The sequence below is a fragment of the Nocardia sp. CWNU-33 genome, assembly GCF_046764895.1.
In the GTDB taxonomy this organism is placed as follows: domain Bacteria; phylum Actinomycetota; class Actinomycetes; order Mycobacteriales; family Mycobacteriaceae; genus Nocardia.
The window spans coordinates 19,497-35,723 of record NZ_JBKOQN010000013.1 but is presented as its reverse complement, the minus strand read 5'-3'; the positions used below and the strand labels follow the sequence as shown (position 1 = coordinate 35,723).

Genomic DNA, 16,227 nt, shown 5'->3' with positions numbered 1-16,227 from the left:
GGGGGGTGTATTGACAGTATGACAATAACGTCGGATCCCCCGTCCGGAACCTCTCTGCGCTCAGAACCGGCCGAATCGGTTGACCGCAATGAGCCTGTGGAGCGTGGTCTTGAAGTGCGCCTCCGGCGTCACCCGGGCAGGTCGGCATTGTTATCGACCGATCCGACACTGGCCGAGGAAGTCATCGACCCGCCGCCAGATCAGGTCGGGCGCCACTACAGCGAGCTCAGGACGCATTCTGCGTGCGCTGTTCCCGCTCGACATCGTCGTAGCTGACAGCTTCTCTCAGCGGTTCGGGTCGAACGGTTCGGTGCCGAGGACCAGCGAGAGTCCCGAGATGCCGGAATGTGCTCGGGCGTAAGCAAGTTCGCGGCTTATGTCACCGATGTTGTTGACGATCGGCAAACCGATGTTCAGAGTCGATAGCGTGCCGAGGGCATAGCCGTTGCGGTCGAGGAAGGCCCCGCCGCTGTCGCCGGGTATCCCCGGCATGGGCACGCTCAGCGCGTGTGTCCAACCGGCGGTAACAAGCCCGTCGGCCTTGCTCTGGCCGGTCCGAGGGGACAGTTCGGCGATTCCGAACCGCAGGCCGGAGTTGCCGTAGCCGTAAACGCGGTCACCGATGCCGGTTCCGGTGGTGTTGATGCCGACGGGACCACCCCAGTACGGCACGCTCGGGTTGACCTTGCCGAGGTCCTCGGGGGCGATCTTCACCAACGCGAAATCGTTGTAGGCGCAGGTATTACGGTCCTGCTCGCCGTCCCGCTGCATCGTCAGCCAGCTGCTATAGACAAGGTGACCGGTGCCGACGACCTCACCCGGGAACATCAGTAGGCCGCCACGGTTGAAGGTGACCGCGGTGCCGAGAGGGAGACTGTCGGCGGTGCAGCCGTCGGGGTCTGTCAGGTTGCCGATACCCGTACCCGCGCAGTGTGCGGCCTGACCGAGGTACACGTTGCCGGCATCGTCGACGAAGGTGTAGTTCGCGGTGCACTGTCTCGCACCCTGGGTGTTGGTCTGCACCCCGGGCGTTACGGTGGCGGACGCGGCGGACGCCCATCGGTGCCCCGACTTGTCTGCGGCAAGGGTGACCTGCTCGGCGCTACCGCTACCGGGCCACGGCTGTGACGACGCAGTGCCGCATCCGGCAATGAGCTGCGCGCCGGTGGCTGCGACGACGGCGGTCACGGTGACCGCGAGCGCACGGTAGAGACTGGATCGCTGCATGGATATTTCCCTTTCACTGTTATGTTCGACCGCTCTACTGCGCCGTGGCCTCCTGGCGTGGCACCCATGGCGATACTAGTAGCTGATGTATAGCTGAACGTCAGGAATTGAGACCTGCAACGCGGGCGAGGACCCCGAGTTCGCCGACAAAACGGCTCGGGAGACCACCTGCCTGCTGGCCGCCCTCGACCACCGACGAACTGTCCGCCTTCGTACGCGACTTCGCGGGGGGTGGTGCGCCGCATCACGACGCACCCCCATGAGGGCTTAGGCCGTCGGTGGCGGGGTGGAGGTAGCTAGTCGATTGCCTAGATGTCTGCGGGCTGAGCGAAGGCCAAGCCGGATTCGTTCGTCGTGGGCGGCACCAATACCTTTGCGCCCAAGCGCTCGGCCTCGGCAACGGTGGTGCTCACCTCGGCCGCCTCTGCGCGGAACCAGCCGATACGCCAGAATCCAGGCAGCGTGACACGACGCCACTACCGGAGGGACCAGCAGTGAGTGTGTGGGGTGAGGTCGTTGTCGGCCTGGTAATTCTGGTGGGGCTGTTGGGGATAATCGTCCCGATACTCCCCGGTGTCATCCTGATCTTCGGTGCGATTGCGGTCTGGGCGTTCGTCCAGGGCGGTGCGACCGCGTGGACGGTGTTTGCGATCGCAACCGCGTTCCTCGTGCTGTCGGGCATCATCAAATACACCTGGCCCGGCCGAAAGATGAAGGACGCGGGTGTCTCCAACCGGGCCCTTTTCCTCGGGGCGGTCCTGGGCATCGTCGGCTTCTTCGTGATCCCGGTGGTCGGTCTGTTCGTGGGATTTGTTCTCGGCGTCTACCTTTCGGAACTTCAGCGGCTCCGGGAAAACCAACAGGCTTGGCAGGCAACAGTTCACGCGCTCAAGGGTGTCGGACTTTCGATGCTGATCGAGCTGTTCGGTGCGCTGCTGGCGACGGGAGTGTGGGTCATCGGCGCGATAGTGGCGTAACTCAGGTCATCCCGACGCCAGGGCTGCGACACGACGCGAAATCCATTCGCTCTCAGGGGCAACCCTAGTGCACGTCCTAGAAGTAGTCCTTCAGCATCTCGCTGGACCATGGAGCTTGCCGAATCTCTCCACGTGGGCCGAACTCCTCAAACCACGGCTTGATGTCCAGCACGGGTGTGCCGTCCACGGCATCCAGCTCAGCTACGTGCAGATCCAGCCCGTCGACGCGTAGCAGCCGTGTACGGGATACCCCAAGCCAATTGACCCGCCGCATATTCCTATGTCCAAAGATGCCGACCTTCGGCCATTCGGGGTTGTTGCGGGCGCTGCGCGCCGAAGTGCAGATCCGTTTGATCGGTCAAGTGGAACCGGAACACGATCTCGAGGTGACTGAACGCGTCCAAGCCTTGGACCGACTCTTCGGAGAACCGGCTGTTATCAATGCGAATGATTGCCTCGGCACCTCCCCAGTGATCGTCAGTAGGTTCGTGGCGGCCACCGACCACATATGCAACCGGCACCACTTCAAACACTTCGTCAGCCATATACCTCTGTCCTACTTCCCATTTGCGGCCAGATACTCTGCGGCTCGGTCGTCGATCTCGTTCACGCCGGCGACCCGACCGAGATAAGGCGCCACCGTTGCACGTATGTCACGGGCAACGTTCCGGGTTCGTCCTGACTGCACCCGTTCCATCGCGCTAAGCGCAGATGTCCATGTAGCACACGCACTTTCGAGTTCGCCGCTGCGAGCCTGCGCAGTGCCAAGATAGCCAAGCGTAACCGCGTGAGTCCGGGTAAACGTCGTAGCCTTGCGTTTGCGGACGCTGCGTTGGAATTGCTCGGCGGCACCAACAAGGTTGCCTGCATCACGCAGTGCGCACGCGGTTTCGTGCGCGAGGCTGGCTTCGGAGAAGAAGAACACCCGCGCGGGCTCGCGATCCGAGTCGGAAGCGGCTGAAAGGTCCTGTTCAGCCTCGAGAAGGGCTTTCGCCGACTCGGCGACATAGCCGGCCGCGCTCAATGCCTTGGCGTGCACAACCTTCAAGAGCGCCCGCTCACGTGGACAGGCGGCCTGGTAGCGAGTGCCGCTCACCGAGGCTTCAGCGAGCCGCAGCCCTTCCGGAAAATGCCCGAGGTCAATGGCTTGATGCGCCATCGCACGCAAAATGGCCGGTTAACGGTTCGTCATCAGCTTCGGCCCGCCTCACCTCAGCTGAAACCTTCCCCTTCCAGCCCACGAAGTCGGGCAGGATGCCCGACCCCTACTGATACCCGAGCTGCGTTGTCCTGAACAAGGTCTGAACTCAAAATAAGCCACCTCCTTCAACTTCCAGCGGTGAAGTCGGGCAAGATGGGTCAATCGTGAACACAGCACTGATCATCGGGGACGTCCAGCGGGGCATCACGACCAACTATCCATTCGCCGCACAGGTGGTGGACCCACTGTACGAACTGCTCCCCCGAGTTCGCGAGGTCGGCACGCTTGTAGTGTTCGTGCGATTTGCCCTGCGCCCCAATGGAATCGACTTGCCGCGACACAGCGAGTTGTTCCGAACCTTCCACGAAGCGAGCGACGCCTTTCATGAGGGGGCACCCGGAACGGAGATCGAATTGCCGGTCGCCGCAAAGGATGTCATCGTGTCCAAGCGCCGTGCCAGCGCATTCGCAGGCACCGATCTCGACCTCATACTCCGTGCGAACGGTGTCGACACGCTCGCGATCGCAGGTGTCGCCACCAGCGCAATGGTAGCTGCAACGTGCTACGACGCAGCAGACCGCGACTACCGGGTGATCGTTCTGCGCGACGGCTGCGCCGACGCCGAACCGACAATGCACGACTTCTTCATGGATACCGTTTTCCCCAGTCGCGGTTTCGAGGTCGTCACCTGCGCCGAGTGGCTGCCGTCACCGACACCGCAACGCATGTCACGGGAGGCAATCCAATGCGCCGAGGAGTCACTGACGGCGATCGTTGCCGAACTGCGCGGTGAGCGCATCACCGAGGTCGTGTACTACCTGCTGACCACCGACGATGAGGACATCTACGTCGATGAATGGGAGTGTCCCGGCTGGGACGAACCGCGGATGGGCGTCGAACTGATCACCGACAGCGGCCGGCACTACTCGGCGAGAACCACCGATGCCTTCACCGAATACGGGATGGAGATTTTCCGCAAACCGATGTCCGAGGTCCTTCGACTCGACCTCGGCGGCATCAAGCCGGTACCGGCAACCGTCGGTCAGTATTGGGTCGATCTGGTCGACAAACCGATCGTCACAGCCGACATCTGTTGGGACAACCATCCCGACGACGGAATCCGATACCCGGCGGCCATCCGTCTCGGCATCGACGACAAGGCCGTATGGATCGCGGCAGGCACGTCCGGCCCCTCCGGAACCGGCTACAACTTCTGGCTCGGCCTCGACAACGTGATGGTCGTATTCACCCCGGAACTCAGCGAAGAGATCGGCATCCCGGAACCAAGCTGACAACACAAGCCGGGTACGAGCGGGCGTCGGGCATCTTGCCCGACGTGAGGATGATGGGTGAGTTCCCGCTGTCAGTGCCTCCGCAAACTCATTCTGAACTGAGTTCTAAGTGCAACTAAGATCAGCTCGTGGATGGACAAGTTACAGCGGGTCAGCTGATCGAGGTACCGACGCCCGACGCGACCGGGATGGATCGGCGGGCGTTCGGCGAGTTCGTGGGTCCTGGAGGCGAACTCGCGTCGTATTCATTCGGCTGGGTAACCGGTTCCGACCCGCACGTCGGACGGCTCTCCCTCGGCTTCGGGGCTGGGAACCCGGGCGGCGGAACTTTCCACGCAGTAGTTCTCGACCGCAACGGCGGGTACGCATTCGCGCTTGTGGACGAGCCGTTCGAGCGGGTGCCGGAGGGCGGCCCCGATCTGACCGCCGAGCAGGCCCGCGCCCACCCAGACCTGCCGTTTGTATGGTGGGTTGCCGACCAGGTGATGGCGAGCGACCCGCGGGCCTGGTGGATGCGCCACTGGCTGCTGTTGACGCCGTGTATCCAGACCCCGGAGGTCTTCGAGAAGCAGGAGCCCGTCCTGCTGGTCTCCAATGACGATGACGACGAACTGTGGCAGCTCATCGGGCCCACCGCTGCCCGCGACGAGGGCCGGATCGGGCGTCTCAGCCATGCCATCGACGAGGATCCGACATTGATCGATGTGTTGGACCTCGAACCGGGCTTCAAGGCCACGCGCTCCGCTGTCGGCGGGCCGTGGATGAGCCACCGCGCGGCTACCTGAAGACGGAGCGACAGCAGTCCAGCTCGATTGTCCGCAACCACAGGTCACGAACTGCGACAGGCGTGTCGAGGCCCCGCGTTGCTGCTCGACTTTCCGGGGATCGGCAGTCGCCGACGCCTCTGAGTCGCCCGTCGTTGGATCGGGCTCCCTGTGGAAACATACGCTTATCAGGGGTGGTTCTTATTACTTGTCGGCCTGGTAATTCCTGGTGGGGCTGCTGGGGATAGTCATCTCGATGCTTCCCGCCGGGCCGAAAGGGCGTTTCGGTAGTAATCGCCGAAAATCCAACGAAGTTCGGCATTTCGCTTGGTAGAGGCTGGGGTTCAGGTTGTGGTCAGGTAGCGGTAGATGGTTTTGTGGGAGACGCTGAAGGTGTCGGCGATCTGAGCGACGGTGTATCGGCTCCGGCCTTGCTGGTCGGTTTCGTCGTACATCTCGCGGGCTTCGAGCGCCTGCAGTTCGGTCAGAGCGGCTGGCCGAGCCGCCGCCTCGGCAGCGGCCCGGGCGGATTCCAGGCCTTCGAGGGTGCCTTCGCCGATGAGGTCGTCGGATCTGGTTTGTGCCGAGACTGTTGCGTTGTGGGTCAGATCGGTAGCGCGCCGCGGCGTAGGCGGTGTCGTAGCGAGCGTGGTGTGGCCAGTACTCCGGTGTGTTGGACCGGGGTGTGAGGGCCGAGGCTCTCCAGGTCTATCGACAATCGCTGTGCCACTGCACCTGCTCCGAATACCAGGTCCTGCGCGGAGTCTGCCATGAGGGGATACTCGGGCTCCTCGTCTTCTATGGGCAAGCGATCGTCCCCGCCACGCTCCTCCAGCATGGCCGCGTACGCTTTTGCCCGAGCTTGTTCCTCTCGAGCCGGGCGAGGCTCGCGTCTGTGGTCGTTGGCTTCGATCCACGCGTTCAGCTCGTCGAGTGAGTCTATGGGGTTGTCTTCCTGGCATCGATAGACCCTGACGTCGTCGGAAGACACACAGTGCAGGTGGATTTCGCCGTCCCGGGCGATGCACCACTGGCTCCAGGTAGTCGGCACGAAGTCGTCGACGAACTGTTCGTACCAGTGCGCGGTTCCGAACCGCTGGCTCAATTGCTCTATCCGCCGATACATCTCGTACCGGCTTGGCACCGAGGTCGAGCCTGGTGTCATTCCACCGAGTGTCTCGTTGCAGCAGAAGACCAGGGTCCACCCGTCCAGTGCCGGGGTGACGAACACCTCGGGGTTGGGGTCGCTCTTGTACCGCTGTGCGTTCTCGGTCCAGAAGTCGCCTTTCTGGTTAGCCCAACGGTCGGTGGGCATGGCCTGCGGTCGCGCCCCTTGCCATGGGGCGAATCCCATGCGCATCGTCGCAGGAACTGGATCAGTGAGGTCGAGTGCGTCCAGGACCGCGGCCTGATCGGTGGTCGGCAAGGCGTACCACGCTCCGTTCAGCCCCGAGAGGTGTAGCGGTTCGGGTGCCTGGTCCCGCTGTTTCAGCTGGATCAATCGCCGCAGTATCACCAGATCCTCCGCAGGGATCTGATCCCACCCGAACTCGGCAAGCATCACCAGTGCTGCTCGCCGCACCGACGGGTCCGACCGCCGCACCGACCGCAATAGATCGGCCGTGCCTGGACCCGAACGATTAAGTGCCCACATCGCCTCGTTGCGGACCGATTCGAACGAACTACCGAGCAGCGCGACAACAACAGGAAGGTGCTTGCATCGGCGTGTGGCAACGACATCGTCGCACCGATTGCTCAACCGCTGTGAGCAGTCGATGGGCGAGGCCGGCTGCTCGAGCGGGATCTCAGGCAAGCGAGTCGCGGCAGGCAGGCCGAGGGTGACCAACAGCCGATCACCCAGCCCTTCGCTCGGCGCATCCGCCAGCGCGCCGACCAGGATGTCGAAGTGTATCGGCCTGCGCAGCACCTCGATGCATTCCGGCCAGGCATAGTCGAAGCGCTCGTCCGCCAGCAGCTCCAGCGCCATCGTGACGAGATGCTTCTTATCGGGGGCAGTGCGAGTTCTCACCCAGCACACCCGCGTTCGGACCACCGGATCGGTGTCGGTCAGCAGCGTGCGGAATTGTGCTGCAGCGAGACCGTCTATCAGCAGCCGATAAAAGGCGTCTCGATTGCTGTCGTCGACAAGCAGATCCAGCGCATCCCATGTCTGTCGTCGGATCCTCGGGTCCGCATCGGTGGCCAGCACCCGCACGTGATCCAGCAACTCCCCTGCTTGGCTGCGGAGCCGCCACCACTGCTGCGTCACCGAGTGTTCAGCAAGCAGGGCCTGCAGCCTGTCCGAGTCGATCTTCATCACCGTCGCAACATAGCGGACCGTACCGACTACCAGGACCAACACCGAACTTCGTTGGATTTTCGGCGATTACTACCGGAACCCCGAAAGAGGAAGGATGCCGGTGTTTCCGACCGTACCCTTTCTCGGGCGCCCCTCGGCATTGTCGGTTTCTTCCTCATCCTGGTGGCCGGCCTGTGCGTGGAAGTCGGTCTGGTAGTTCAATTTTCGGAGCTCGAGCTCCAGCGTGAACTTCAGCGGCCAGGGCGTCGGCGGTCGCTACAGCGAGCTGATCAGCTCTCGAGAACTGTTCGGACGAGGTCAGCCCCTCGACGAACGACTCGAAATCAGATGCGAGATAGACGACTTCCGGTCCATCGGAGTCGATTTCTACGACCGATGGTTCGCCTGTCGGGCCGCAGGCGCGATAGTCCAGCGCGACCCACCAGTGCCCATCGCCGTGCAGGAGCACGACCGGTGCGGGAAGTTCCCACTCCTGCACCATGTCCGGCGTATCCAGGAGTGTGAAATCATCCTCGTCGCGGATGCCGTTGAGGTAGTCGAAGCACGCGTAATGCTCCGACCACCCCGACCCCTCGACGGGAAAGGCGTCCCAGCGGTCGGAGACGATGCCGCCGTTGCGTACCCGGAGCAGGCGCAACAGCGAGGTGGGAAGTCGCACACCGAGTTTTTCCTCGGCGTCTCGGATCGCCGCGTCGGTCAACGCCACATGGTCGTCGTCGGTTGGGTACCGCCAGAAGGATGAGAGGACTTCCTCGAACTTCGCCACGGCCGAAACGATAGGGGTGCAATGGATTTCGAAACTTCCGTAGGTGGGAAGTGCTGAACGCGTCGGCTGAGCTGCGCCCAGGCGTTCCCCTCCCAGCTGCTGGCACTTACCGTGCACCACCCGGCTCCAACGAGAGCATCACCGCGTGGTTTCGGCCGTCTCCGTCGAGGCTACCGACGTCGCTATTCGATCGCCGGAAACGGGATGGTGTCCGCCACCGCCTCGAATTTCGGAAGTTCGTCGCGGCGCAAGGGCAACGTCGGCTGTTCCGCGCGGAACATGGGGGTGGTCCGGTTCGGATCGGTGGGGATGTCGCGTTTCCTGGCCGGCAGCCGGTAGAAGGCGCGGGCGTTGTCTTCGAGGACCTTGACCATGTCGGTGCCGACGACGTCGCAGATCAGATCCACATCCGAGTCCTTGAACGGGCGGCCTGCGCGGGTGCCGGGCAGGTCGGTGCCGAACATGAGGGCTTCGGGGTTCACCGTGTGAATGCGGCGCAACGTTTTGGCGACATTCGAGGCGACGCGGCCGAAACCCGTTGCCTTCACGCGGGCGCCGCGGTCGACCAGGTCGAGGAGGTAGGGCAGGCCCTCGTCGGACATGCCGAGATGGTCGATGGACAAGGCGGGAAGTTTGGAGATGACCGGCTGCAGCGAGCCGAGCATCTGGCCGTCGATGTAGACCTCGACATGCCAGCCGACCAGCTCGTGGGCGCGCAATGCCTGCAGGGTCATGCCGGTGATGTCGGCGGCAGCGCGCTTGAGGTTGAAGCGCAGCGCACGCACGCCGATCCGGTCCAGTTCGATGATCTCGTCGTCGGTGGCGTCGAGATCGAGGCGGGTTACCCCGACCCAGCCCTCGCCCAATTCGGCGAGCGCTGCCTTGAGATAGGTCTGATCGTTGCCTTGGAAAGAGCCGCTGACCACGGCACCACCGCCGATATCGAAGCGCGACATGCGCTTTCGATAGTCGGCGATGGTGAACGGGTCGGGCAGGTAACCCTCGTTCTCGGCCAGCGGGAACCGCGGGTCGAAGATATGGACATGGGCATCGAACACTTGTACAGAATGCCTCAGTGTCGGAGTTTTCGCTGCCGCAGACGTGACAGTATTTCCGCTCCCTGCATGGTTGGATCCGGTGCGATCACACCGAGCGGGGCTCAGACCTTGTGCGGCTCGCTGGCACGCAGCATGTCTTCACGCTCGACCACCTTGACGCGTTCGCGACCCTCCGGCTCGCCGAGGGCGCGCTCGTGCGCGTCCAGGCGGTACCAGCCCTGCCAGGTGGTGAACGGGATGCCCTTGCTCTCCAGGAACGCGGTCACCGCGTCCAGTTCCGGCTGGGCGGCCGGGGTGAAGTTCGTGCTGTCGTCGAGCAGGCAGGCCACGGTTTCGTTGGCGTCGCCCTTGGTGTGGCCGATGAGGCCGACGGGGCCGCGCTTGATCCAGCCGGTGACGTAGGTGGCGGGCAGGTAGCGGTCGGCGCCGTCCGCGTTCTCGTCACCGATCACCCGACCGGCCTCGTTGGGCACGGTGCCTGCCTGATCGTCGAAGGGCAGGTTGGTGAGGTTCTGCGACAGGTAGCCGACAGCGCGGTACACGGCCTGGACGTCCCAGTCCCGGTACACCCCGGTGCCCTTGACGTTTCCGGTGCCGTCGAGCTGGGTTCGCTCGGTGCGCAAGCCGACGACCTGGCCGTTCTCGCCGATGATCTCCGAAGGGGACTCGAAGAAGTGCAGGAACAGCTTGTGCGGGCGGTTGCCCGCGTCGCGGATGGCCCACTGCTCGAGGGTGTTGGCGATCATGTCGACCTGCTTGGAGTGCCTGCGCGCGGCCTCGGAGCCCTCGTCGTAGTCGATGTCTTCCGGGTCGACGATGACCTCGATGGTCGGGGAGTGGTCCAGCTCGCGCAGCTCCAGCGGGGTGAACTTCGCCTGGGCGGGGCCGCGGCGGCCGAACACGTGGACCTCGACCGCCTTGTTGGCCTTGAGGCCCTGGTAGACGTTCGGCGGAATCTCGGTGGGCAGCAGTTCGTCGCCGGTCTTGGCGAGCACCCGTGCCACGTCGAGCGCCACATTGCCGACACCGAGGACGGCGACCTTCTCGGCCTCCAGCGGCCAGGTGCGCGGCACATCGGGGTGTCCGTCGTACCAGGACACGAAGTCCGCCGCGCCGTAGCTGCCGTCGAGACCGATGCCGGGGATGTCCAGGGCGCGGTCGGCGTTGGCGCCGGTGGAGAAGATGACCGCGTCATAGAAGGTGCGCAGGTCGTCGAGGGTGATGTCGGTGCCGTAGTCGATGTTGCCGAGCAGGCGCACCTGCGGCTTGTCGAGCACCTTGTGCAGGGCGGTGATGATGCCCTTGATGCGCGGATGGTCGGGCGCGACGCCGTAGCGGATCAGCCCGAACGGAGCAGGCATGCGCTCGAACAAGTCGATCGACACTTGCGCATCGGACTTCATCAAGGCGTCGGCGGCGTAGATGCCGGCCGGCCCTGCGCCCACGATCGCGATGCGGAGCGGGCGGGTCGCTGCACTCTGTTCGGTCATCTCTTACGCGCACCCTTAAGGTCGAAAACAATTAATGGCGTCGGTCTTAGCCTAGGCTAACTCGACGCGCCGCTGTGGTTGCACCTGATGTGCGGACACTGGTGCCGACTCGCTGTCATATCAGCTATGACAGCAGGCCGCAGTCTCGCGATTCTATCGGTGGTCCGCGTGGCAGCCCGCGCCGGTGCGGTGACCGGCTTGCGGCCACGACGGCCTGCCTCCCACTGCTTACCCACGGTGTGCCCCGAGGTAACCGCTGCGCGCACGGATCCTCCGCGGCGTGTCGCCGAGTTCGGGGGTGGGCGCTCGATAACCCCGCCGACCAGGGATCATCGTGAACATGACCGATCAGCAAGACACCGACGGCGACGCCGTAATCGAGGTCGACCAGACCGACTCCCGCACCCCGTGGCCGTTCATCGCGGCGGCGGTGGTCGCGGTCATCGTGGTCGTCGGGATCGTGCTCGGCGGGCTGCTGTCACCGGCTGAGAAAAATGTCACAGAAGCAGACCGCATCGCGGCGGCGGTCCGCAACTACGCCGAGGCTCGCGGTCGCAGCGACATCATGCCGCCGCCGGGTGTGGCGTGCGACGGATTCGACGAGCGCAAGTCGTCGCTGGCCACCCAGCTCGGCGGCCTCGAAACCGGAAAGACCGTCGAGATAACAAAAATCGAGAATCCGATGGTCGACGGTGACCGGGCGAAGGCGACGGTCACCACCGAGGTCGACGGCAAGGCAGCCACGGTGACCTGGAATCTGACGCGATCGGGCGACCGCTGGCTCATCTGCGGTTGACCATCCCGCGTCGTGAACTGGGGTTTGACAGGGTGACCCCCGCCCAGGCAATCTCAGAACCAGGTCATGAGAACCAGCGTCAAGCCCCGGCTTGCTGGTCGGCAACCCTCCTCCGCGGCGGGGTGCTCCGGGTGACGACCTGGCCGCGCACCGAAACCCAGGTGCGGCAAGAGCGGATTCACAGGAGGTCCACATGAGTTATGCCGGTGACATCACCCCGCAGCAGGCGTGGGAATTACTGCGGGACAACCCCGAAGCCGTCCTGGTGGACGTGCGTACCGAAGCCGAATGGCGCTTCGTCGGAGTTCCCGACACCACATCGATCGAGCGCCCGACGGTGCTGATCGAGTGGGTCGACGGCACCGGCACCCGCAATGGTGCGTTCGTCGAGCAGCTGACCCAGGCGCTCGACGGCCGCAACCCGGAGGCTCCCGTCGTGTTCCTGTGTCGCTCCGGCCAGCGTTCCGCGCATGCCGCGAACACCGCGACCGGGATCGGGATCGGACCGTCCTACAACGTGCTGGATGGCTTCGAGGGCGGCCTCGACGCGACCGGTCATCGTGGCGGCTCCGGCTGGCGGGCCATCGGCCTCCCGTGGCGGCAGTCGTGATCACCGGAGGCTCCTTCGACAAGCCACTGCCCGATGGCGTCGGTCCGGCGACCCTGGGCGTGCGCGGTGGCCTGCGGCGCTCCGGTTTCGAGGAGACGGCCGAAGCGCTGTATCTGACCTCCGGCTTCGTCTACGAGAGCGCCGAGGCCGCCGAGGCCGCGTTCACCGGCGAGGTCGAACATTTCGTCTACTCCCGCTACGGCAACCCGACGGTCGCCATGTTCGAGGAGCGGCTGCGGCTGATGGATGGCGCCGAAGCCTGCTTCGCCACGGCGAGCGGCATGTCCGCCGTCTTCACCGCGCTCGGCGCGCTGCTCGGCGCCGGTGACCGACTGGTTGCCGCACGCAGCCTGTTCGGCTCCTGCTTCGTGGTGTGCAACGAGATTCTGCCGCGCTGGGGGATCGAAACCGTCTTCGTCGACGGTGACGACCTGGATCAGTGGGAGCAGGCACTGTCGGTGCCCACCCAGGCGGTGTTCTTCGAAACGCCTGCCAACCCGATGCAGACGCTGGTGGACGTGCGCCGGGTCACCGAACTCGCACACGCCGCGGGCGCGAAGGTGGTGCTGGACAACGTCTTCGCCACGCCGCTGCTGCAGCGTGGTTTCGAACTCGGCGCCGACGTCCTGGTGTATTCCGGTACCAAGCACATCGACGGCCAGGGCCGGGTGCTCGGCGGCGCGATTCTCGGTGCGCAGGACTACATCGACGGCCCGGTGAAGAATCTGATGCGCCACACCGGTCCCGCCTTGAGCCCGTTCAATGCGTGGACCCTGCTCAAAGGCTTGGAGACGATGCCGCTGCGGGTGCGTCATTCCACGGAATCCGCGCTGCGCATCGCTCAGTTCCTCGAGGGCAACAAGTCTGTCGGCTGGGTGAAATACCCCTTCCTGGAATCACATCCGCAGCACGCACTGGCCGTGAGCCAGATGAGCGGCGGTGGCACGGTGGTCACCTTCGAGCTGAACGCGCCTGCGGATGAAGGCAAGAAGCGCGCCTTCGAGGTGCTCAATCGCTTGCGCATCGTCGACATCTCCAACAACCTCGGCGACTCCAAGACCCTCATCACCCACCCGGCCACCACCACCCACCGCGCCATGGGCCCGGAAGGTCGGGCGACCATCGGCCTCACCGACGGCGTCGTCCGCATCTCGGTGGGCCTCGAGGACGTCGAAGACCTTCTCGACGACCTCGACCACGCTCTCAGCTAGAGCGTCCGCGCTGCGAGCGGGACATCGTCGAGAACGAGCACGGTGATGTCCCGTTCGGCGACCTGCGGCGCCGCCGGGTGCCTACCCTGGACGTATGCGGATCTCGGTGGCGGCAGACGAGCGTGTCGGGGTGGCGAAGGAACTGATCGAGGAGCTGCATCGGCGCGGGCTGGAGACACTCGCGCACGGGGCGCTTTCCGAGGTGGAGCGCGACGACTGGGCCTGGGCCAGTGCGGCGGCGGCGCGTGATGTCGCCGAGGGGCGAGCCGAGCAAGCCATCGTCTGCTGCTGGACCGGAACCGGTGCGTCGATCGCCGCGAACAAGGTGGCCGGTATCCGGGCCGCGCTGTGTGGTGATGCCGCCACCGCGGCCGGTGCGCGCAAGTGGAATGACGCGAATGTCCTTGCGCTGAGCCTGCGGACGACCTCGAGTGCCCTGCTGACGGAGATCCTCGACGCCTGGTTCGTGACGGAGCCGAGCACGGACTCGGATGATCGAGCCAATATCGCGCACCTCTCGAAGCTCGAGCGCACCCGCTGAACGAATCGGGTCGGCCCGTTCCTTCGCCGATCCGCAGGTCGCGCGCCTTTGCCCGTGCTGTCGAGCGCCTGAACCCGTGGTGTCGCGTGTGCCCGGGCGTAGTCGAATGGCTGCTCTGCCTTCGTAACCAACCGCCATTTCGCTACCGTCGATGACCTCCCGAGTCCGAACAACGCAACTACCGCCAGCCGGCCTGACAGTGTTGACAGTATCCTGTCAAATATGACAGGATACTGTCATGTCCACGCAAACAGTTCACATGGCCGTTTATGACACGCTCGCCGACTGGGAGGTTGGTGCCGCCACTGCGCACATCAACAAGCACGCCTGGCATAAAGAGCCCGGAAAGTTCCAGGTCAAGACGGTCGGGCTGACCATGGATCCGATCATCACAATGGGCGGGGTGCGGATTGTGCCGGATGTGGCGATCGCCGACCTCGCCCCCGCTGACAGCGCGATGCTGATCCTGCCCGGCGCGGATACGTGGGTTACGGGTGAACTTGCCCCGTTCGCGCGGCTGGCCGGGGCGTTCCTCGATGCGGGTGTGCCGGTCGCGGGCATCTGTGGCGCCACCTTCGGGCTGGCGAAGGAGGGTCTGCTCGACACTCGCGCGCACACCAGTAATGTCGCGGAATTCCTTGCCTACAGCGGATATTCGGGCGGCGACCGCTACGTGAACGAGCCTGCGGTGACCGACGGCGATCTGATCACCGCGAGCGGGACCGCACCCTTCGAGTTCGCCCGCGAGGTGCTGGGCAGGCTCGGTGTGTACGAGCCGCACGTGCTCGACGGCTGGTACCGGCTCTATGCGCACAGCGATCCGGCAGGCTATGCCGTGCTCGCCGAATACGAGGCGCAGATGGCGGGAACCTCCCACTGAGGGACAATCCACGGCGATCCGATCGAACGGTCGGATCGCCGACGATCCACATCGAGGAGGTGGCATGCCCGGCACCGAAAGCCGTGCGGCACAGGAGGGTTGCTCGGCATGAGTGACACACCTGAACAGGAGCTCTTCAGCGCCGCCGCCATCACCTCGTTCCGGCTCAACGGCCAATTCCTCACGATCGCAGAAGAACTCGCCCAACCCGGGGGCATTACTGCGGCCTGGTGGCAAGTGCTCGGAGCGGTGCTGCGCGAACCGCTTCCGGTGGCGGGCATCGCCAGGGCGATGGGCATTACCCGCCAGAGCGTGCAGCGCATCGCGGATCTGTTGGTGGACAAGGGACTTGCCGAATACCGCCCGAACCCCGCCCATCGCCGCGCGAAACTGGTGGCGCCCACCGACGCCGGTCGCGACGCCATCAAGCGCATCAACCCCCATCACGCCGTGATGGCACAGCGACTGGCGGCCGAACTCGGCCCAGAAAAATTCGCCCTGACGGTGGATGTGCTGACCACCTTATCCGCCGCCCTCGACGCCATCACCGACACCGAATCCTGATCGCGCCGACCAGATCTCGGGGATTCCTGACCGCTGGGTGACGACACCTCGCCCGCCGGACCGGAAGCTGTCGATGTTCGAAGTCCTGATCAACACTGACGTGCGGTTTGTGTGCTATATGTCGGTCAGCCGCTGTCTCGCCAGGCCCAGCGCGTATTCATCGGTGCCATCAATTTCGGCTACCACCTGCTGAGCAGCGGCTTGCTCCCCTCGCTGGCAAAGCAGCTTCACGAGCAAGTACAGCGCGGTCTTGTCCCCATGCTGGGCCCGTTGCCGGAGATCGCGGTCGCGACCGTCCTCGTACAGGAACCGGTCCAGCCTGCGCCGCGCGTGGACGTCGGTCTCACCCCGCGTGGCTAGCTCGTCGAGGCGTCTCGCTTTCACGAGTAGATCCATGTGCCACAGATGCGCATCGTGCCGGTTATGGTCTGCGCTGTAGCACTCGGCAACAGCGCTGACTGCGGAGATCGCTGCATCCCAGTCATGGCCGGTCTCCGCCGCACGTGCTGCGTCGAACCAGGTTTCCATGA

The 16,227-nt window shown here is 64.4% G+C and carries 19 protein-coding genes and 1 riboswitch; of the genes, 9 read left to right on the top strand and 10 right to left on the bottom strand.

The window, feature by feature from the left end; translation table 11 throughout:
* Positions 1-285: 285 nt before the first annotated feature.
* Entirely contained in the window at positions 286-1,227 is a 942-nt protein-coding gene (locus ACLMAL_RS19440; RefSeq protein WP_412000361.1) for a hypothetical protein, read from the bottom strand.
* Between the two features lie 494 nt (positions 1,228-1,721).
* Here ACLMAL_RS19440 and ACLMAL_RS19435 point away from each other — a divergent pair, with 494 nt between their 5' ends.
* Entirely contained in the window at positions 1,722-2,204 is a 483-nt protein-coding gene (locus ACLMAL_RS19435; RefSeq protein ID WP_412000360.1) for a DUF456 domain-containing protein, read from the top strand.
* A gap of 76 nt (positions 2,205-2,280) precedes the next feature.
* Here ACLMAL_RS19435 and ACLMAL_RS19430 read toward each other — a convergent pair whose 3' ends face one another.
* The 3 genes from ACLMAL_RS19430 to ACLMAL_RS19420 are packed head-to-tail and all read right to left on the bottom strand — an operon-like array spanning position 2,281 to position 3,363.
* On the bottom strand, positions 2,281-2,478 hold the full coding sequence (locus ACLMAL_RS19430; protein ID WP_412000359.1) for a TrmO family methyltransferase: 198 nt from the start codon (positions 2,476-2,478) through the stop codon (positions 2,281-2,283).
* Between the two features lie 4 nt (positions 2,479-2,482).
* A complete protein-coding gene (locus ACLMAL_RS19425) occupies positions 2,483-2,749 on the bottom strand; it encodes a hypothetical protein (RefSeq protein ID WP_412000358.1) in 267 nt (88 codons plus the stop codon).
* A gap of 11 nt (positions 2,750-2,760) precedes the next feature.
* Positions 2,761-3,363 (bottom strand): hypothetical protein, encoded by a 603-nt coding sequence (locus ACLMAL_RS19420; protein ID WP_412000357.1) that lies wholly within the window; start codon positions 3,361-3,363, stop codon positions 2,761-2,763.
* A 206-nt stretch (positions 3,364-3,569) separates the two neighbouring features.
* Between ACLMAL_RS19420 and ACLMAL_RS19415 the strand changes: the two genes are divergently transcribed.
* Together ACLMAL_RS19415 and ACLMAL_RS19410 are read left to right on the top strand one after the other, a co-directional pair.
* The gene (locus tag ACLMAL_RS19415) at positions 3,570-4,697 is read left to right on the top strand and encodes a cysteine hydrolase family protein (protein ID WP_412000356.1); all 1,128 of its coding nucleotides are present in this window, start codon (positions 3,570-3,572) and stop codon (positions 4,695-4,697) included.
* A 128-nt stretch (positions 4,698-4,825) separates the two neighbouring features.
* Positions 4,826-5,482, top strand: a complete 657-nt coding sequence (locus ACLMAL_RS19410) for a hypothetical protein (RefSeq protein ID WP_412000355.1) — start codon at positions 4,826-4,828, stop codon at positions 5,480-5,482.
* Between the two features lie 323 nt (positions 5,483-5,805).
* Here ACLMAL_RS19410 and ACLMAL_RS19405 read toward each other — a convergent pair whose 3' ends face one another.
* The 5 genes from ACLMAL_RS19405 to ACLMAL_RS19385 form a co-directional block, all read right to left on the bottom strand.
* Entirely contained in the window at positions 5,806-5,916 is a 111-nt protein-coding gene (locus tag ACLMAL_RS19405; RefSeq protein ID WP_412000354.1) for a helix-turn-helix domain-containing protein, read from the bottom strand.
* Between the two features lie 149 nt (positions 5,917-6,065).
* Entirely contained in the window at positions 6,066-7,781 is a 1,716-nt protein-coding gene (locus ACLMAL_RS19400; protein ID WP_412000353.1) for a hypothetical protein, read from the bottom strand.
* A gap of 154 nt (positions 7,782-7,935) precedes the next feature.
* Positions 7,936-8,547, bottom strand: coding sequence for an SMI1/KNR4 family protein (locus ACLMAL_RS19395; protein ID WP_412000352.1), 612 nt, complete (start codon positions 8,545-8,547; stop codon positions 7,936-7,938).
* 182 nt (positions 8,548-8,729) lie between these two features.
* The gene (locus ACLMAL_RS19390; protein ID WP_412000351.1) at positions 8,730-9,605 is read right to left on the bottom strand and encodes an amidohydrolase family protein; all 876 of its coding nucleotides are present in this window, start codon (positions 9,603-9,605) and stop codon (positions 8,730-8,732) included.
* A gap of 101 nt (positions 9,606-9,706) precedes the next feature.
* Positions 9,707-11,095 (bottom strand): FAD-dependent oxidoreductase, encoded by a 1,389-nt coding sequence (locus ACLMAL_RS19385; RefSeq protein WP_412000350.1) that lies wholly within the window; start codon positions 11,093-11,095, stop codon positions 9,707-9,709.
* Between the two features lie 340 nt (positions 11,096-11,435).
* Between ACLMAL_RS19385 and ACLMAL_RS19380 the strand changes: the two genes are divergently transcribed.
* The 6 genes from ACLMAL_RS19380 (at position 11,436) to ACLMAL_RS19355 (ending at position 15,697) form a co-directional block, all read left to right on the top strand.
* Positions 11,436-11,891, top strand: coding sequence for a hypothetical protein (locus tag ACLMAL_RS19380; RefSeq protein WP_412000349.1), 456 nt, complete (start codon positions 11,436-11,438; stop codon positions 11,889-11,891).
* 62 nt (positions 11,892-11,953) lie between these two features.
* Positions 11,954-12,070, top strand: a riboswitch (SAM riboswitch).
* A 14-nt stretch (positions 12,071-12,084) separates the two neighbouring features.
* Positions 12,085-12,501: a rhodanese-like domain-containing protein gene (locus ACLMAL_RS19375; protein WP_412000348.1), complete on the top strand. Its 417-nt coding sequence runs from the start codon at positions 12,085-12,087 to the stop codon at positions 12,499-12,501.
* Positions 12,498-13,712, top strand: coding sequence for an O-succinylhomoserine sulfhydrylase (locus ACLMAL_RS19370; RefSeq protein WP_412000347.1), 1,215 nt, complete (start codon positions 12,498-12,500; stop codon positions 13,710-13,712). Before ACLMAL_RS19375 ends, ACLMAL_RS19370 begins: the two co-directional genes overlap by 4 nt.
* 94 nt (positions 13,713-13,806) lie before the next feature.
* Positions 13,807-14,253 carry an RpiB/LacA/LacB family sugar-phosphate isomerase gene (locus tag ACLMAL_RS19365; protein WP_328406939.1) on the top strand — a complete coding sequence of 149 codons (447 nt, stop codon included), beginning with the start codon at positions 13,807-13,809 and terminating at the stop codon, positions 14,251-14,253.
* A gap of 238 nt (positions 14,254-14,491) precedes the next feature.
* Entirely contained in the window at positions 14,492-15,133 is a 642-nt protein-coding gene (locus tag ACLMAL_RS19360; protein ID WP_412000346.1) for a type 1 glutamine amidotransferase family protein, read from the top strand.
* Positions 15,134-15,241: 108 nt separating this feature from the next.
* Positions 15,242-15,697 carry a MarR family winged helix-turn-helix transcriptional regulator gene (locus ACLMAL_RS19355; protein ID WP_412000345.1) on the top strand — a complete coding sequence of 152 codons (456 nt, stop codon included), beginning with the start codon at positions 15,242-15,244 and terminating at the stop codon, positions 15,695-15,697.
* Positions 15,698-15,811: 114 nt separating this feature from the next.
* On the opposite strand, the gene ACLMAL_RS19350 is transcribed toward ACLMAL_RS19355, so the two are convergent.
* Positions 15,812-16,225 carry a hypothetical protein gene (locus ACLMAL_RS19350; protein WP_412000344.1) on the bottom strand — a complete coding sequence of 138 codons (414 nt, stop codon included), beginning with the start codon at positions 16,223-16,225 and terminating at the stop codon, positions 15,812-15,814.
* Positions 16,226-16,227: the final 2 nt, after the last annotated feature.

Bases quoted from the DNA above. Each gene is read 5' to 3' on its own strand.
- ACLMAL_RS19440 (WP_412000361.1), bottom strand. From the start codon at position 1,227: ATGCAGCGATCCAGTCTCTACCGTGCGCTCGCGGTCACCGTGACCGCC.
- ACLMAL_RS19430 (WP_412000359.1), bottom strand. From the start codon at position 2,478: ATGCGGCGGGTCAATTGGCTTGGGGTATCCCGTACACGGCTGCTACGC.
- ACLMAL_RS19425 (WP_412000358.1), bottom strand. From the start codon at position 2,749: ATGGCTGACGAAGTGTTTGAAGTGGTGCCGGTTGCATATGTGGTCGGT.
- ACLMAL_RS19420 (WP_412000357.1), bottom strand. From the start codon at position 3,363: ATGGCGCATCAAGCCATTGACCTCGGGCATTTTCCGGAAGGGCTGCGG.
- ACLMAL_RS19405 (WP_412000354.1), bottom strand. From the start codon at position 5,916: ATGTACGACGAAACCGACCAGCAAGGCCGGAGCCGATACACCGTCGCT.
- ACLMAL_RS19385 (WP_412000350.1), bottom strand. From the start codon at position 11,095: ATGACCGAACAGAGTGCAGCGACCCGCCCGCTCCGCATCGCGATCGTG.
- ACLMAL_RS19380 (WP_412000349.1), top strand. From the start codon at position 11,436: ATGACCGATCAGCAAGACACCGACGGCGACGCCGTAATCGAGGTCGAC.
- ACLMAL_RS19375 (WP_412000348.1), top strand. From the start codon at position 12,085: ATGAGTTATGCCGGTGACATCACCCCGCAGCAGGCGTGGGAATTACTG.
- ACLMAL_RS19365 (WP_328406939.1), top strand. From the start codon at position 13,807: ATGCGGATCTCGGTGGCGGCAGACGAGCGTGTCGGGGTGGCGAAGGAA.
- ACLMAL_RS19360 (WP_412000346.1), top strand. From the start codon at position 14,492: ATGTCCACGCAAACAGTTCACATGGCCGTTTATGACACGCTCGCCGAC.
- ACLMAL_RS19355 (WP_412000345.1), top strand. From the start codon at position 15,242: ATGAGTGACACACCTGAACAGGAGCTCTTCAGCGCCGCCGCCATCACC.
- ACLMAL_RS19350 (WP_412000344.1), bottom strand. From the start codon at position 16,225: ATGGAAACCTGGTTCGACGCAGCACGTGCGGCGGAGACCGGCCATGAC.